The sequence below is a fragment of the Pantoea sp. Ep11b genome, from assembly GCF_040783975.1.
Lineage (GTDB): Bacteria > Pseudomonadota > Gammaproteobacteria > Enterobacterales > Enterobacteriaceae > Pantoea.
This window is the reverse complement of the sequence record NZ_CP160631.1, coordinates 1,474,547-1,491,028: the sequence shown is the minus strand read 5'-3', so window position 1 is coordinate 1,491,028 and position 16,482 is coordinate 1,474,547. Positions and strand designations below refer to the sequence as shown.

Genomic DNA, 16,482 nt, shown 5'->3' with positions numbered 1-16,482 from the left:
CGCAAGTTATGTAACATTGCGATAATGAGCATTAAAAAGCATCAGGTTATTGGTTACCAAGAAGTTATATCCTGACCGGATCTTTAACAACCGCGATATGCAGCATGTCCATGGCTCACCGGTTCCTCCCGTGGAACGCGCCGCTCACTCTGTACCCTGCACCCGCTTTACCCCCGCAGAGTGATACTGTGTAGTTTTGCCAACCGCAACATGAACGCGTTTCAGGTGTCTAAAGATCCTTACCTACATAAGGCGCTATGGAGACGAAAATGACAGATAAAAAAGTAACGCTAACCCTGCAAGATGGAACATCGGTGGAGCTGGACGTGCTGAAGGGCACGCTGGGCCAGGATGTGGTTGATGTCCGCGCTCTGGGTTCAAGTGGCCTGTTCACCTTCGATCCCGGTTTCACTTCTACAGCGTCCTGCGAATCTAAAATCACTTTCATCGATGGTGATGAAGGCATCCTGCTGCACCGTGGTTTCCCGATTTCTGAGCTGGCTACCCACTCTAACTATCTGGAAGTCTGTTACATCCTGCTGAATGGCGAAGCGCCGAACCAGAAGCAGTTCGACGAGTTCCGTACCACCGTTACCCGTCACACCATGATCCATGAGCAGATTACCCGTCTGTTCCACGGTTTTCGTCGTGACTCTCACCCGATGGCCGTCATGTGTGGTGTGACCGGCGCACTGGCAGCGTTTTATCACGATTCACTGGATGTAAACATTGAGCGCCACCGCGAAATCGCGGCATTCCGTCTGCTGTCGAAAATGCCGACCATGGCGGCGATGTGTTACAAATATTCTATCGGCCAGCCTTTTGTCTATCCGCGCAACGACCTCTCTTATGCGGGTAACTTCCTGCATATGATGTTCGCCACGCCGTGCGAAGAGTACAAGGTGAACCCGGTGCTGGAACGCGCAATGGACCGTATCCTGATCCTGCACGCGGACCATGAGCAGAACGCCTCCACCTCAACCGTCCGTACCGCCGGTTCCAGCGGCGCGAATCCGTTTGCCTGTATTGCCGCGGGTATCGCCTCCCTGTGGGGACCGGCGCACGGGGGTGCCAACGAAGCGACCCTGCGTATGCTGGAAGAGATCAGCAACGTTGAGCATATTCCTGAGTTTATTAAGCGCGCCAAAGATAAGAATGACTCCTTCCGTCTGATGGGCTTTGGTCACCGCGTTTACAAAAACTACGATCCGCGTGCGACCGTGATGCGCGATACCTGCCATGAAGTGCTGAATGAGCTGGGGATGAAGGATGACCTGCTGGAAGTGGCGATGGAGCTGGAACACATTGCGCTGAACGACCCCTACTTCATCGAGCGTAAACTCTATCCAAACGTGGACTTCTACTCCGGTATTATCCTGAAAGCGATGGGTATTCCTTCCTCCATGTTTACGGTGATCTTCGCGATGGCCCGTACCGTTGGCTGGATTGCGCACTGGAAAGAGATGCACGACGAAGGCATGAAGATTGCCCGTCCGCGCCAGCTCTACACCGGTTATACCGAGCGCGAGTTTACCTCACAGCTGAAGAAGTAAGATCCAGGGCGGAGAGCGATCTCCGCCTGATCGCTTATCACGCCTGGACGCTTCGCTGTGATACTGCACCTGCGCAGAGGACAGGGTCAGAGAGCAAAGAGGCAACAGGCGTCATTCACGATCCGCACGGTTACGCACCTCATTCGGGAGATGCGCCCGTTACCGGAACGCTCTCCTCCCCCCTGTTTCCTGCGCGTCATACTGCTTCGTAGCGGCTGACGTCACCCGGTCTGACGTTTATTAGCCGTCTGCTGTCAGCACCTTTCGCGCGTTTAACTTCACGCCTCAGCTTATCGCTGACACCCCGGACACCAGTAGAACGGCCGGGACGACAGCGTGCCCTTCTCGACGACCGTGCCACAGCGCCGGCATTTTTTGCCCTGCCGATGAAACACCTCAAACTGAAATGCCGCTTCCTCATGATATTTCTTCATGGTGCCGCGCATCCGGTAGGCGTGCCGCGGCACCGACAGCAGCGCCTCGCTGAATGCAGTCAGCTGATCTTCACTCAGATCCTGTGCCCGGTGGTGCGGCAGCAGCTGCGCCAGCCAGAGAATTTCGGCGCGCAGGTAGTTACCCAGCCCGGCCAGAAACGCCTGGTCCAGCAGCAGACCGCTGAACTGACGACGCCGGAAACGGGGCGACAGCAGCCGCTCCCGCACCTCTTCAACGGTCAGGGCACTGCTCAGCACATCCGGCCCGATGCGATTCAGGAACGGGTGCGCCCCCAGGGTATCGGCGTTAAGCAGTTCAATATCGGAGGCGCTGTAGAGCAGAATCGCTTTATCTGCTGTCGCCAGCCGTACCCGTAACTGACGGGTGGTATTGAGTTCGGTGTCGGGTTTTACAATGCGCCAGATGCCATAAAGCTGGTTATGGCTGTAGAGCGTCAGGCCGTTGCTGAAATGTGTCAGCAGCGCCTTGCCCCGCGTTTCAATGGCCTGCACCTGCTCACCAATTAATGCCGGTTCATAGGTTTTGAGCTGTGGAAACGCAAACCACGCTTCCGTTAACGGCTGCCCCACAATGGCAGCTTCGAGTTTATCCGCCACGCGGCGGATTTCCGGTCCTTCAGGCATCCTTCATCCTCTTAGTGGGTGGCACCGCCAGCCTGTTTAATATCGTCACCGGTCTCCAGCGTGACCCGAACAGCAATCTCCAGCGCCTGAACAATGGTCGCCAGCGCCATACTCGGCGCACCGGGGTGCTGCGCCGCCTGTTCAGGCAGATAAGGGATATGGATAAAGCCGCCCCGCGCCGGGCTCTCCTGCTGCTGAAGCCAGTGCAGCAGGCCATACATCACCCGGTTACAGGTAAAGGTGCCCGCCGTCTGCGACACCGACGCCGGAATGCCCGCCTCCCGCACCGCGGCGACAATCGCTTTGATCGGCAGCCGCGAAAAATAGGCTGCCGGACCGCCGGCAACCACGGGTTCATCGACGGGCTGATGCCCGGCGTTATCCGGGATACGGGCGTCGTCGACATTAATACCGATACGCTCGACGGTAATGTCGCTGCGACCGCCCGCCTGCCCTACCGACAGCACCGCATCCGGTCTGATCTCCTCCAGCGCCTGGTTCAGCACGCCGAGGACCTCACGGAAGATCACGGGCAACTGGCGGATGACGATCTTCGCCCCGCCGATCGCTTTGCCCTCCAGCGTCCGCACCGCTTCCCATGAAGGATTAATCGTTTCACCGCCAAAAGGTTCAAAGGCTGTTATCAGGACCGTTTTCATGCTGCCTCACAGAAACATCAGGAAATAGAGCAGAAAAATGTTAACGATTAACAGTAGCACACCGGTCGGAATCTGAGCCCTGATCACCGCGTTTCGGTTGGGCAGTTCCAGCAGCGCCGCCGGGACAATATTGAAGTTGGCCGCCATCGGCGTCATCAGCGTGCCACAGTAGCCGGAGAACATGCCGATCGCCGCCATCACCGCCGGGTTGCCGCCGTGCTGCAGTACCAGAATCGGGATGCCGACGCCGGCGGTGATAATCGGAAAGGCGGCGAAGGCGTTGCCCATGATCATGGTTAACAGCGCCATGCCCACGGCATAGACGATGACCGCAATCAGGCGATTGTCCACCGCCAGCCAGGTCTGGGTCAGATGTGAAATCGCGCTGCCAACACCGGCGCTGGTAAACAGCAGCCCCAGGGTGGCGAGGATCTGCGGCAGGATAAAGGCCCAGCCTATCGAATCCAGCAGGCGGCGGGTCTCCTGCATCGACTGCACCGGTTTTTCATGGGTCAGTTTCAGGGCCACCAGCCAGCCCGCTACACAGCCGACCATCATCGAAAAGAGCGTCACCAGCGTTGCATGATTACCGGGTCCGAATACCGAATCCTGCAGGCCGGGAATATGGTTAAACACCAGCACGCCGACCACGGTGACCACCGGGATCGCCAGCGCGGGCAGGAAGAGTTTATTGCGCAGACGCTGTGCGCTGGCCTGCCTCTCCTCTTCGCTGCGCTGATGATAGCGTCCCAGCCGGACGCCGCCCAGGCCCGCAATCAGCGCCATGATGACCACCACGACCCCGACAGCGATGTGCAGCGTGCGGGTGCCCGCCGCTGCCGACCCCAGCCCCTGGCCCAGCAGATCTGCCGTCCAGTCACCGATCAGGAATATCAGGCCATACAGCGCCCAGAACAGGCCGGTCGTCAGGCGGCGCGGATTCGCGCGATCGCGCCAGGAGAGGATCGCCACCACCAGCAGCATGATGCCTGCCAGCCACATCAGATACTGTTGCTGGAACATTATGCGCCTCCTTTGGTCTTCATCGCCTGGCTGTTCAGCCGCTGCAGCTCACGCGCCAGCTGGCGGTCCAGTCGCACCAGACGAGCCGAGTGGATCAGGAACGCGGCCACCGCGGTCGGGATCCCCCACAACGCGATGTGCAACGGTTCGGTCTGGATCCCGGCGGACTCCTGCATGAAGTTATGCATAAAGATAATCGCACCAAAGGCGACGAAGATATCCTCGCCAAAGAACAGGCCGACGTTGTCGGTCGCCGCCGACATCGCGCGCAGACGGTGGCGCAACTCAGGTGTGATCTCGCCATAGCGATTCTCTGTTGCCCCTTCCGCCATCGGCGCCAGCAGCGGACGCACCATCTGCGGATGGCCGCCGAGGCTGGTCAGCCCCAGCGCGGCGGTGATTTCGCGTACAAACAGATAGACGATCAGCAGACGGCCTGCGGTGGCCGTTTTAATCTGCGCAATCCACGCCTGAGCCCGCTCTTTCAGCCCGTGACGCTCCAGCAGGCCAATCACCGCCAGCGGCAGCAGCAGGATCAGCGGCAGATTGCGGGTGTTCAGAAAGCCCGCGCCCAGCTTTTCCAGAATATCTGCCAGCGGCATCAGCGCGGCCAGCCCGGTCACGAACCCGGCGATGATCACCACCAGCACCGGATTAAAACGCAGAACGAAGCCGATCACGATGGCGGCAATGCCCAGTAATGGCCAGAGATTTACGGCACTCTCCATGATTTTCCCTCAGAGTGAAAAACCCGGCACGGGCCGGGTTAAAGGTTGTTATTCAGTCACTGGTGACGCGAATCTGCTGACGGGCAAACGCCTCACATAACCGCTGCGCAAACTGCAGGGCATGCGCACCGTCACCGTGCAGGCAGACGGTCTGCGCCTTCACCGCTACCCATTCTCCTGTGATGCTTTTTACCCTGCCCTGCTGCACCATCGTCAGCGTCTGCTCGATCGCCTGCTGCTCATCTTCAATCAGCGCACCGGGTTCACTGCGTGGCACCAGTGCGCCGGAACGGAGATAGCCCCGGTCGGCAAAGACCTCTTCCCGGGTGCATAAACCGTAATGCGCCGCGGCCCGAATCGATTCGCTGTTGGCCAGCCCCACCAGGATCAGCTGGCTGTCGACCGCGCGGATGGCTCGGGCGATGGCGTCAGCCAGCACCGGATCGGCCGCGGCCTGGTTGTACAGCATCCCGTGCGGCTTAACATGAACCAGCCGCGCGCCTTCGCTTTCCGCCAGCGCTTTCAGTGCCCCGATCTGGTAGATCATCTGGGCGTAGACTGTTTCCGGCGGGAGCTGCATGGCGCTGCGGCCAAAGTTCTCCCGATCGGGAAAGGCGGGATGCGCACCAATCGCGACACCGGCAGCCTGTGCCCAGCGCACCGACTGCAGCATGGTCTGCGCATCCCCGGCGTGAAAGCCGCAGGCGATATTGGCCGAACTCACCCGCTGCAGCAGTGCCTGATCGCTGGCGCAGCCCTCGCCCAGGTCAGCATTTAAATCAATCTTCATTGAGTCCCCACATCATCTGATCCAGTGCGCGCTGCTGATGCTGACGGGCCAGCATCGCTTCCGGCAGGGTGCAGTGAATAAAGTGAATCGGCTCACCCAGCCGGATTTGCGCCAGGTGATAGAGATCGGCTTCGATAACCGAGGCGATGCGCGGATAGCCGCCGGTGGTCTGCGCATCGGCCATCAGCACGATGGGCTGCCCGTTAGGCGGCACCTGAACCACACCCGGCATCACGCCGTGCGACAGCAGTTCACGCGGGCTTTCGCGTTTCAGCTTACGCCCCTCCAGCCGGTAACCCATGCGGTTACTCTGCGGGCTGAGCTTCCAGCCGGTACGCCAGAACGCCTGCTGCGCCTCGCGGCTGAATTCGTGATACTCCGGGCCAGGCAGTGCGCGGATGCGGTTGCCCCACAGCAGTTGCCGCACCCCAGCCTGACGGTCGAACTGACGCGTCGGTTTCCCCAGCGGGATCTGATCGCCATCCCGCAGGGTGCGTCCGTGAAACCCGCCAAACTGCGCTTTCAGGTCGGTGCTGGCCGAATCCAGCATCGCCGGGATAGCAAAACCGCCATGCACCGCCAGATAGCTGCGCATCCCGCGCAGCGGCATCGCCAGCGACAGGACCTGACCCCGTTTCACCGGGGTGCGCCAGCCCGTCCAGACCGGCTTGTCGTCAAGCTGCGCCTGGCACCCTGCGCCCGTCAGCGCAAACCAGCCGTCGCGGGTAAACTCCGCTTTGAACTGGCCGAGCACGATCTCCAGCACGGCGCTGTCCGGGGCATTGCCCACCAGCATGTTGGCGGTCAGCATCGCAGGCTGATCGAGAACGCCGCACGGACTGATCCCGAACTGGCGCCAGCCGTATCGTCCCGCATCCTGAAGGGTGGCGGCCAGACCGGCTCGCAGAATGTTTAACATACGCCCTCCTGCTGTGGCACAAAGCGGACCCGGTCGCCGGGACGGAGCAGAACGGGCGGTTGCCGTTGCGGATCAAACAGTGCCGTGCGCGTCTGGCCAATCAGCTGCCAGCCACCCGGCGAGGCGAGCGGATAGACGCCGGTCTGGCTGCCGCCGATACCCACCGATCCGGCGGGGACAGTGACTCTGGGTTCCGCCCGGCGCGGCGTGTGAAGACGCGGATCCAGCCCGCCAAGATAGGGAAATCCGGGCTGGAAGCCGATAAAGAAGACCACATACTCGCTGCTGCTGTGCAGCTCAACAACCTGAGGGGGCGTCAGCCCGGCCTGGTCCGCCACGACCGCGAGATCGGGCCCCGCCTCGCCGCCGTAGATCACCGGGATTGCGACCTGCCGTGACTCGGGCAGCTGCGCCTCGCTCTCTTCCCACCAGCGCTGCAGCCGCTCGATGGCATCCAGCGCATTCTGCTGGGGGTCACGCAGGAGCAGGGTGATGTTGTTCATGCCGGGGATCACCTCCAGCACGCTGTCGTAGGCGTGCAGCCGCTGGGTCAGCCCCCAGATACGCTGCTGGCTTTCCAGCGAGACCGGCGGTTCCAGCTCCAGCACGACAGCGCGTTCACCCAATAAATAACATCGTGCTCGTTGCAACAGCCACCTCCCGCCTGGTTAAAATCGCGCCAGGCCGATCGGATCCGATGCCCGGATCGACCCCTTGCTTATCGACTTAAAGCAAATAGTTATGCGAAAGTGACAGAGATGTGTCAACCGATTTCAGTCCTGCGCAGGCGCGCAGGACCGGGGAAGAGGGTCAGGCAGGATTAGGGATGTCGATGAAGGTGACGTCCAGGCCGTGATGCTGCGCCAGCCAGTCGCCCAGTGCTTTTACGCCGCCCCGCTCGGTGGCGTGGTGGCCTGCGGCAAAGAAATGCACCCCCTGCTCGCGGGCGCTATGGATGGTCTGCTCGGAGACTTCGCCGGTGATAAAAGCATCGACGCCCGCAGCGGCAGCCTGGTCAATAAAGCCCTGTCCCCCACCGCTGCACCAGGCGATGCGACGGATTAGCGCAGGCGCGTTGTCACCACAATGCAGCGGTTCGCGGCCCAGCCGTTCAGCGATGCGGCGGGCCAGCTGATCGCCGGAAAGCGGCTCACTCAGCTCACCGTGGAACACCAGCGGCATCACTTCGCCCTGCACCTCAATCTCCAGCAGCTTCGCCAGCTGAGTGTTATTCCCCAGTTCAGGGTGCGCATCGAGTGGCAGGTGCCAGCCATAAAGATTGATGTCGTTAGCCAGCAGGGTCCGCAGACGACGACGCTTCATGCCTTTGATCACCGCCGGCTCGCTCTTCCAGAAATAGCCGTGATGCACGATGATCGCATCGGCCTGGCGGGCCACCGCCTCATCCAGCAGCGCCTGACAGGCGGTCACACCGGTGACGACGGTTTTGATCTCGCTGCGTCCCTCGACCTGCAGTCCGTTGGGCGCATAATCGCTGAAGCTGTGGCTGTCGAGATGCTGATTGATCAGCGTCTCCAGTTCGTAATGGTTCATTCAGGCTCCTTCGAAGCCTCAGGCGGCGCTTTTCGCGCGCTCAAAGGCGTCTAATGTCTTTTTACGGGCTGCCTTATGATCCACGATTGGTGCCGGATAATCGAGTTTCTTCTTGTGCTTCTCCGCCCACTGATGCGGCTGATGAATATCGCTGTCGGGAACCTCGGCCAGCTCCGGCAGGTAGTGACGGATAAACTCTCCCTGCGGATCAAAGCGTTCGCCCTGAGTGGTCGGATTAAAGATGCGGAAATAGGGAGCCGCGTCCGTGCCGGTCGAGGCCGCCCACTGCCAGCCACCATTATTGGCCGCCAGATCCCCATCAATCAGCTGCTGCATGAAGTAGCGTTCACCTTCGCGCCAGTCAATCAGCAGATCTTTGACCAGGAAACTGGCGGTAATCATCCGCAGACGATTGTGCATCCAGCCCAGCTGATTCATCTGACGCATGGCCGCATCCACAATCGGGAAACCGGTCCTGCCCGCCTTCCAGGCCTCAAAATGGGCCGGGTTTTTCTGCCATTCGACGTTGCGCGTCCAGTCAACAAACGGCTGATGGCGGCACAGCGCCGGGTAGGCGACCAGCAGATGACGGTAAAACTCGCGCCAGATCAGCTCATTCAGCCAGGTGAACGCACGGCCATTTTCCAGCGCATCGGGATGTTCGTGCAGGAGACGATGCAGACACTGACGGGGCGACAGCACGCCAGTCGACAGATAGACCGACAGGCGGCTGGTCGCATCCAGCGCCGGCAGGTCGCGCTGAGCCGGATAATCGACCACCGGCTTGCCCGCGAAGTGGCGCAGCCGTTTCAGCGCGGCCTCTTCGCCTGCCGGAAAGCGTTCCTCGTCGAACGCTTCACAGGGGCAATCAAAGGCAGGGATCCGGGTGGTTTTCAGCGGCGCACCCTCGCGCGCTTTCGGTGCGGGTACGCACTCCGGCAATCCCTGCTGCAGACGGCGGACGAAGGCTTTGCTGAACGGCGTAAAGACCTTGTACATCGAGCGATCGCCGCTCTGCACGCTGCCTGGTGGCAGCAGCAGGCTGTCATCAAAGCCCTGACAGGTGACACCGGCGTCGTTAAGCCGCTTTTCAGCCTCGGCGTCGCGCTCACGCTCGTTCACTTCATACTGATAGTTGTAGAAAAGCTGATCGACCTTGTGCTCATCGCAGAACGTCACCAGCGCATCGACGCTGTCGCCAAAAGCTTTACACGCTTTGTAGTGCAGTTCGATACCGCGTTCGGCCAGCGCATCCTGAACCGCGGTCAGGCTGGCATGAATAAATGCCGCCTGCTTTGGCGACATATCATGCTGCTGCCACTGCTCAGGTGTGGCAAGGAAAAGCGCCATCACCTTTGCTTTGCTGTCCCGGCAGGCGGCATGCAGTGCAAGATTATCGTTGATGCGTAAATCGTTACGCAGCCAGACCAGATGGGTGGTCATATGCCTCCTGAATTACTGTCCGTAGCGTAAGCACAAGGCTTCGGGATAGGGATCGAAATAGCGTTGCTGGGCCAGCCAGGGGTGCGGATACTCTGCCATGTAGTGTTTGAGGATCGTAATCGGTGCCAGCAGCGGCTGCGTCCCCTGACGATAGCGGTCAATCAGCGTTGCCAGCTCCTGACGCTGGGGTGAACTGAGCTGACGGCGGAAGTAGCCCTGCACATGCATCAGCACGTTAGTATGGTTACGACGTGACGCCGGACGGGACATCAGCGCCATCATGCGGTTGCGGTACTCAAAAGCGAAGGCATCCAGCGACTCCCACTGGCTCATCGATGCAACAAACGGACCCAGTTCGCGATATTTTTCCTGCGAGTGCGCCAGCATCATCAGCTTATAGCGGCTGTGGAAAGCAATCAGTCCGTGACGGGTCAGGCCGTTTTCCCACATCTCGTTGAACTCATGCAGCGCGCAGATGCGGCCGATAAAATTCTCACGCAGCGCCGGGTCATGCAGACGACCATCCTCCTCCAGCGGCAGCCAGGGCATCTCACGCTGCAGGAACGCCGCAAAAATACCGGTGCCGACTTTGCGGTTGTTATTATTATCAGGCTCGTAAACCCGCACCCGCTCCATGCCGCAGCTGGGCGATTTCGCGCACAGGATATAGCCAGACAGATGGTGCAGCGATTTCACCCGTTCGGCAGACCAGGCACGCATCTCCTGCGTCACCTCTTCACCGCCATCTTTGCTGAAACAGAGATGCAGTTCGTCATCATCCTGTTTTACCAGCCGTAACGCCGGACGCGGTGTAGGCAGGCCGATCGCCATTTCCGGGCAGATCGGTTCGAAGCGGACAAATGGGGTAAGATCCTGAGTCGCAAAAGTAAGACGTTTATGGCCACCATCAAACCTGACACTGTCGCCGAGCAGGCATGCACTGATTCCAACGGGGATTTTTTTGCCCATACTTGTACAACCTCCAAAATCTTGTAGAGGTTTAAGTGTAGCGCAAAAGTGACAGGAATAAAGCCCGATTACGCAGTTCAGAACTGCTTATTCTCAGAAAAAACGCAAAAAAAAGCCTGGTCAGCAGACCAGGCCTCTCGTGCGCGCGGGCAGATTACCAGAACGCCCCGCCACCGGCTTCAGACTGCGCCAGCCAGACCGGTTTGGCACTGGTTTTACACCAGATGCGATGCAGATAGCTGTAGAAGCGCGCTCTGTCCTGGCGGAACAGCATAACAGGCAGAGCCAGCACGCCGAGAAGAATCACCAGCGTGCGTCGTGCAATAATTTTGTAACGTGGATAAGCCTGATACATGGTTTCTCCTCCCGGCAATGATAAGTCTGTGAATGTGATCTGTGTCTTAATTTACGCCAGGTTGTGTAATTTTACTACTCATCTGACCACTTATTTACCGCCTTTTTTATTGTTCAAGAATCAGCCTGTAACTAAGTTACAAAATGGTTATTGTCTGGTTACGGTTGAGTTTAAAATTCTCACCCGCCAGGCACGCGGACGACGACCTGAAATCTTGATAAAGTAACGCTTCGGCCCTCACTTAAGGCAGGTAATGCGTGACCACGGTGTTAATCGTTGAAGATGAGAAAGAGATCCGTCGCTTTGTCCGGCTGGCGCTGGAAAATGAAGCGCTGAAAGTAGTGGATGCCGACACGCTGCAGCGCGGGCTGATCGAAGCGGCGACCCGCAAGCCCGACCTGGTGATCCTCGATCTTGGCCTGCCGGATGGGGATGGCACCGATTTTATTCGCGACCTGCGCCAGTGGAGCGCCATACCGGTCATCGTGCTGTCGGCGCGCAGCGATGAGCAGGATAAAATCGCCGCGCTGGATGCTGGCGCGGATGACTACCTGACCAAGCCCTTTGGTATTGGTGAACTGCTGGCGCGCGTCCGGGTCGCGCTGCGGCGTCACAGCCGCCCGCAGCCGGATGCCCGCATCCATTTTGCCGACGTCAGCGTCGACCTCGCGGCGCGGCGGGTGCAGCGCGGTGACAGCGAGATCCACCTCACTCCGATCGAGTTCCGTCTGCTGAGTATTCTGCTCAATAACGCCGGAAAGGTGCTGACACAGCGGCAGCTGCTGAGCCAGGTCTGGGGACCGAATGCAGTGGAGCACAGCCACTATCTGCGGATCTACATGGGGCATCTGCGGCAGAAGCTGGAAGCGAATCCGACCCAGCCCGCCCATCTGCTGACCGAAACCGGCATAGGCTATCGCTTTATGCCATAAAAAAAGGCGCCAGAGGCGCCTCGTTTTCTGCCCGACTTATCAGGCGTTTTTCAGCACTTCACTGACGATCTCTACCGCTTCTTTCTCGATCTGCGCGCGATGCTCGGCGCCCAGGAAGCTTTCGCAGTAGATCTTGTAGGCGTCTTCGGTGCCTGACGGACGCGCTGCAAACCAGCCATTCTCCGTCATCACCTTCAGGCCACCGATCGAAGCCCCGTTACCCGGTGCCGCGGTCAGACGCGCAGTGATAGGATCGCCCGCCAGGGTATCCGCGCTCACCATCTCCGGTGACAGCTTCGACAGCGCGGCTTTCTGCGCGGAGGTGGCTGACGCCTGCAGACGGTTGTAGCTCGGTGCACCAAAGCGCGCGGCCAGCTCGTCATAGTGCTCCTGCGGATTCTTACCGGTCACGGCAGTGATTTCCGCCGCCAGCAGACACATGATGATGCCATCTTTGTCGGTTGACCACGGTGTGCCGTCGAAACGCAGGAATGAAGCACCTGCGCTCTCTTCGCCGCCGAAACCAAAGCTGCCGTCATAGAGGCCATCAACGAACCACTTGAAGCCCACCGGAACTTCGACCAGCTTACGGCCGATGTCGTTGACCACGCGGTCAATCATGGCGCTGGACACCAGCGTTTTACCAACGGCAACGTCCTGGCCCCACTGCGGACGGTGCTGGAACAGGTAGTTGATCGCTACGGCCAGGTAGTGGTTTGGATTCATCAGACCCGCCGGGGTCACAATGCCGTGACGGTCATAATCAGGATCGTTACCAAAGGCCAGATCGAACTTGTCACGGTAGGCCAGCAGGCCAGCCATGGCGCTCTCGGAGGAGCAGTCCATACGCACAACGCCATCTTTATCCAGGTGCATAAAGCGGAAGGTCTGATCAACCGCGTCATTCACCAGCGTCAGATCCAGCTTGTAGTGCTCGGCGATACGCTGCCAGTAAGCAATACCGGAACCGCCCAGTGGATCAACACCCAGCTTCAGACCGGCTTTTTGAATTGCCGGGAAGTCGATGATCTCCGCCAGACCTTCAACATAAGGCTGGATCAGATCTTTCTCTACAACGTGACCGCTGGCCAGCGCCTGCTCCAGAGGCAGACGTTTCACCTCTTTCAGTCCCGCCTGCATCAGCTGATTCGCGCGATCTTCCACGACTTTCGTGACGTTGGTGTCAGCCGGGCCGCCATTCGGTGGATTGTACTTGATGCCGCCATCTTCCGGTGGGTTGTGCGACGGCGTAATCACAATACCGTCAGCCAGCGCGCCACCCGCTTTGTTATGCTCAAGAATCGCATTCGAGATCGCAGGGGTCGGCGTGTAGCCGTTGTCCTGCTGCACAATCACATCAACGCCGTTAGCCGCCAGCACTTCCAGCACCGAGAGCATGGCCGGTTCTGACAGCGCATGGGTGTCTTTACCAACGTAGCAGGGTCCGGTGATGCCATTCTTTTTGCGCTCTTCGGCAATGGCCTGTGCAATCGCCAGAATATGCATTTCATTGAAGCTCTGACGCCCTGCGCTGCCGCGATGGCCAGAGGTGCCAAACTTCACCGCATGTTCCGGGTTCGCCACATCGGGCTTCAGGACATAATATTGTGACGTTAACTGTGCAACATTAATCAAATCGCTCTGCTGGGCGGGTTGCCCGGCACGTGGGTGATTGGCCATTGGCGCTGCTCCCTGACGCTTAAGTTTTAGATGGTGCCGCAAACTTTCTCGGTCAGTTCCGCAGGGAACTGCATCGAGAGCATGATGTGTTCGACCATGCTGCATTTACGACCCGTGTTGGTATTGGTGATGACCCAGTACGGCGTGCCGGGCACATGCTTCGGCTTAGTATGGGTGCCATTCTGTAACAGCGTATGCTCGTCACCGGCAAAATAGACGCGGGTGCGGCCCTGCAGAGAGGCAGTGGCTTCAGCAAAGGCTGTGGTGTCGAGACGATAGAGCGTTGACAGGATAAGCATAAAACGATTTACCGCCCGCTTCTGCTCCGCATATTCATCGGACAGCAGCAGCTCACGCACCGCGCGAACACGATCCTGCGGGCGCGATCCTACAGACACAGGCTGAGACTCTTTCGCTGCATCTTTTGAAACGGGCTGCGCAGGCAACGCGGGCGCCGTCTGACCGGCGGTGAACTTCAGCATGCGGCGCAGAATGTCGGATGCGCTTTCACCAATATGTTGCGTGTGGCTGGCGATATAACGGTAGAGCTCTTCGTCAACTTCGATCGTTTTCATCTTATTCCGTACGGTTCTTTCTCATGACAGAACCACCTGTTGCCTGAAAAGCCCTGAGTATAGTCGGGCGATTCAAAGGATGTGTGGGTTCTAACATCAGGATTATAAAGTTAAATTCAGGCGGGTTGTTAGTAATCAAACGGTTTACGGGCAAAAGTCAGAATATGTCCTAATGCCGCCGGAACCGGCGCGCCTGAAAAGGTGAAACCATGATAACCTAAGCTCAGGTCTCAAACTTAAGAACTTTGCTATGATTTTGAACGCCCGTCTGCAAACTGAACAATCTCCTGCTGATTCCCTGCCCATCCTGCTTATTCATGGTCTGTTTGGCAGTCTGGATAACCTTGGCGTGCTGGCGCGCGGGCTGAAAGATGCTGGTCCGCTGCTACAGGTCGATGTCCGTAACCACGGACTTTCCCCCCGTTCTGACGAGATGAACTACGCTGTAATGGCGCAGGATATGGTCGATACCCTGGATGCCCACGGCATCAACCGCGTTGCGGTGATCGGTCACTCGATGGGTGGCAAAATTGCCATGACGATGAGTGCACTGATACCGGACCGCATTGATCGGCTGGTGATGATTGACATCGCACCGGTGGACTATCAGACCCGCCGCCACGACGACATCTTTGCCGCTATCCGTGCCGTGACGGACGCGGGCGTGACACTGCGCAGCGAGGCGGCGCGCATTATGCGTACGCTGATCGACGAAGAGGGGGTCATCCAGTTTCTGCTGAAGTCGTTTCAGGAGGGCGAATGGCGCTTTAACGTGCCGGTGCTGTGGGACAACTACACGACGATTTCTGGCTGGCAGCCGGTGCCCGCCTGGCCGCATCCGGCGCTGTTTATTCGCGGCGGGGAGTCCAGCTATCTGGATAATTGTTACCGCGATGCCCTGCTTCAGCAGTTTCCGGCGGCGCAGGCGCACGTCATCGGTGGCGCAGGACACTGGGTCCATGCGGAAAAACCCGATGCCGTTTTGCGCGCAGTTCGTCGATTTTTTGCGCTTTAAAAGCAATCAGATGGCGGTAAAGGTTTAGGATTGGCGTCGGGCGTAAGCGTGAAGTATGATGTCGCGCTAAAATTTTGCAGCAGGTCAGTTTTGCTGCGGCAGCGGCCAATAATTTATAATCTGCGCGGTGAGTGTCTGACACCCGCACCCATTCAGTTTTACTAAGCCATGGCAAAAGAACAGACTGACCGCACGACGCTCGATCTCTTTGCTGATGAGCGCCGCCCGGGTCGACCCAAAACCAGTCCGCTTTCGCGTGATGAACAGCTGCGCATCAACAAGCGCAATCAACTGAAACGCGACAAAGGGCGCGGACTTCGGCGTGTCGAGCTGAAAATGAACAGTGAAGCCGTCGATGCACTCAATACGCTGGCCGAACAGCGCAATCTCAGCCGCAGCGAACTGATTGAACAGATGCTGCTGGCACAGCTCAAACTGGATTAACGCGGGCAAATCGCACGCAGGAGCAAATGTCGAGGCTTTAACCGTTCCGCGGGTTTGTCTCGTCTGCTATTATTCGCTGAATTGTGCTGCGGCACACATCTCATTATCAGGATTTAAGAGGTTATTTTACTCATGGCACTCGTAGGCATCTTCTTTGGCAGCGATACCGGCAATACCGAAAACATTGCAAAAATGATCCAGAAGCAGCTGGGTAAAGACGTTGCAGAAGTGCATGACATCGCAAAAAGCACAAAAGAAGATCTGGAAGCGTTTGATATCCTGCTGCTGGGTATTCCGACCTGGTATTACGGTGAAGCGCAGTGCGACTGGGATGACTTCTTCCCGACGCTGGAAGAGATCGACTTCAACGGCAAACTGGTGGCGCTGTTCGGCTGCGGCGACCAGGAAGATTACGCAGAGTACTTCTGTGACGCGATGGGCACCATCCGCGACATCATCGAACCCCACGGTGCGGTCATCGTCGGCCACTGGCCGACCGAAGGCTACCATTTTGAAGCCTCAAAAGGTCTGGCAGATGACAAGCACTTTTTGGGCCTGGCGATCGACGAAGACCGCCAGCCTGAACTGACCAGCCAGCGTGTTGAGCAGTGGGTTAAGCAGATTTTCGATGAGCTGCAGCTGAAAGAGATTCTGGAAGCCTGATCCTGCATGCCTCAATGTGAGCGCCAGCTCACATTGAGGCAATGGAAATTCCTATAGAAATAATAGCCACATTTTTTTAACTTTCTCCGTTTAATCTGTAG

General features: G+C 58.4%; 18 protein-coding genes. 5 read left to right on the top strand and 13 right to left on the bottom strand.

Translation table 11 applies throughout. The annotated features are described in order from the left end of the window. Positions 1-269 precede the first annotated feature (269 nt). A complete protein-coding gene (locus AB1748_RS07010) occupies positions 270-1,553 on the top strand; it encodes a citrate synthase (protein WP_111141768.1) in 1,284 nt (427 codons plus the stop codon). A 290-nt stretch (positions 1,554-1,843) separates the two neighbouring features. On the opposite strand, the gene nei is transcribed toward AB1748_RS07010, so the two are convergent. The 11 genes from nei to AB1748_RS06955 form a co-directional block, all read right to left on the bottom strand. Beyond that, complete coding sequence (gene nei / locus AB1748_RS07005; protein WP_293773695.1) at positions 1,844-2,632, bottom strand: endonuclease VIII; 789 nt, start codon at positions 2,630-2,632, stop codon at positions 1,844-1,846. 11 nt (positions 2,633-2,643) lie between these two features. Beyond that, on the bottom strand, positions 2,644-3,291 hold the full coding sequence (pcp, locus tag AB1748_RS07000; protein WP_111141005.1) for a pyroglutamyl-peptidase I: 648 nt from the start codon (positions 3,289-3,291) through the stop codon (positions 2,644-2,646). A 6-nt stretch (positions 3,292-3,297) separates the two neighbouring features. After that, entirely contained in the window at positions 3,298-4,314 is a 1,017-nt protein-coding gene (locus tag AB1748_RS06995) for a DUF979 domain-containing protein (protein WP_367396166.1), read from the bottom strand. Beyond that, entirely contained in the window at positions 4,314-5,042 is a 729-nt protein-coding gene (locus AB1748_RS06990) for a DUF969 domain-containing protein (RefSeq protein ID WP_111141009.1), read from the bottom strand. Before AB1748_RS06990 ends, AB1748_RS06995 begins: the two co-directional genes overlap by 1 nt. A gap of 52 nt (positions 5,043-5,094) precedes the next feature. Further along, positions 5,095-5,832, bottom strand: a complete 738-nt coding sequence (pxpA, locus tag AB1748_RS06985) for a 5-oxoprolinase subunit PxpA (protein ID WP_367396165.1) — start codon at positions 5,830-5,832, stop codon at positions 5,095-5,097. Further along, positions 5,822-6,751, bottom strand: a complete 930-nt coding sequence (pxpC, locus tag AB1748_RS06980) for a 5-oxoprolinase subunit PxpC (RefSeq protein WP_111141013.1) — start codon at positions 6,749-6,751, stop codon at positions 5,822-5,824. The genes pxpA and pxpC overlap by 11 nt, the downstream gene beginning before the upstream one ends. Then, complete coding sequence (gene pxpB / locus AB1748_RS06975) at positions 6,745-7,401, bottom strand: 5-oxoprolinase subunit PxpB (RefSeq protein WP_111141015.1); 657 nt, start codon at positions 7,399-7,401, stop codon at positions 6,745-6,747. The genes pxpC and pxpB overlap by 7 nt, the downstream gene beginning before the upstream one ends. A gap of 160 nt (positions 7,402-7,561) precedes the next feature. Next, positions 7,562-8,305 carry a type 2 GTP cyclohydrolase I gene (locus AB1748_RS06970; RefSeq protein ID WP_367396164.1) on the bottom strand — a complete coding sequence of 248 codons (744 nt, stop codon included), beginning with the start codon at positions 8,303-8,305 and terminating at the stop codon, positions 7,562-7,564. An 18-nt stretch (positions 8,306-8,323) separates the two neighbouring features. After that, positions 8,324-9,748, bottom strand: coding sequence for a deoxyribodipyrimidine photo-lyase (gene phrB / locus AB1748_RS06965; RefSeq protein WP_367396163.1), 1,425 nt, complete (start codon positions 9,746-9,748; stop codon positions 8,324-8,326). Between the two features lie 12 nt (positions 9,749-9,760). Beyond that, on the bottom strand, positions 9,761-10,717 hold the full coding sequence (locus AB1748_RS06960) for a DUF523 and DUF1722 domain-containing protein (protein WP_111141021.1): 957 nt from the start codon (positions 10,715-10,717) through the stop codon (positions 9,761-9,763). A 154-nt stretch (positions 10,718-10,871) separates the two neighbouring features. Next, positions 10,872-11,072 (bottom strand): YbfA family protein, encoded by a 201-nt coding sequence (locus AB1748_RS06955; RefSeq protein ID WP_111141023.1) that lies wholly within the window; start codon positions 11,070-11,072, stop codon positions 10,872-10,874. A 257-nt stretch (positions 11,073-11,329) separates the two neighbouring features. On the opposite strand from AB1748_RS06955, the gene kdpE reads away from it, so the two are divergent. Continuing rightward, complete coding sequence (gene kdpE / locus AB1748_RS06950; RefSeq protein WP_111141024.1) at positions 11,330-12,004, top strand: two-component system response regulator KdpE; 675 nt, start codon at positions 11,330-11,332, stop codon at positions 12,002-12,004. Positions 12,005-12,043: 39 nt separating this feature from the next. Here the strand turns inward: kdpE and pgm are convergent, their stop codons facing one another. Beyond that, the gene (gene pgm / locus AB1748_RS06945) at positions 12,044-13,684 is read right to left on the bottom strand and encodes a phosphoglucomutase (alpha-D-glucose-1,6-bisphosphate-dependent) (RefSeq protein WP_111141025.1); all 1,641 of its coding nucleotides are present in this window, start codon (positions 13,682-13,684) and stop codon (positions 12,044-12,046) included. Positions 13,685-13,710: 26 nt separating this feature from the next. Next, a complete protein-coding gene (seqA, locus tag AB1748_RS06940) occupies positions 13,711-14,259 on the bottom strand; it encodes a replication initiation negative regulator SeqA (RefSeq protein WP_367396162.1) in 549 nt (182 codons plus the stop codon). Positions 14,260-14,509: 250 nt separating this feature from the next. Between seqA and ybfF the strand changes: the two genes are divergently transcribed. From ybfF to fldA, 3 genes are all read left to right on the top strand, one after another. Then, the gene (gene ybfF / locus AB1748_RS06935) at positions 14,510-15,274 is read left to right on the top strand and encodes an esterase (protein WP_111141027.1); all 765 of its coding nucleotides are present in this window, start codon (positions 14,510-14,512) and stop codon (positions 15,272-15,274) included. A 168-nt stretch (positions 15,275-15,442) separates the two neighbouring features. Further along, positions 15,443-15,718, top strand: coding sequence for a LexA regulated protein (gene ybfE / locus AB1748_RS06930; RefSeq protein ID WP_003852811.1), 276 nt, complete (start codon positions 15,443-15,445; stop codon positions 15,716-15,718). 132 nt (positions 15,719-15,850) lie between these two features. After that, positions 15,851-16,381 carry a flavodoxin FldA gene (gene fldA / locus AB1748_RS06925; protein ID WP_111141029.1) on the top strand — a complete coding sequence of 177 codons (531 nt, stop codon included), beginning with the start codon at positions 15,851-15,853 and terminating at the stop codon, positions 16,379-16,381. Positions 16,382-16,482 lie beyond the last annotated feature (101 nt).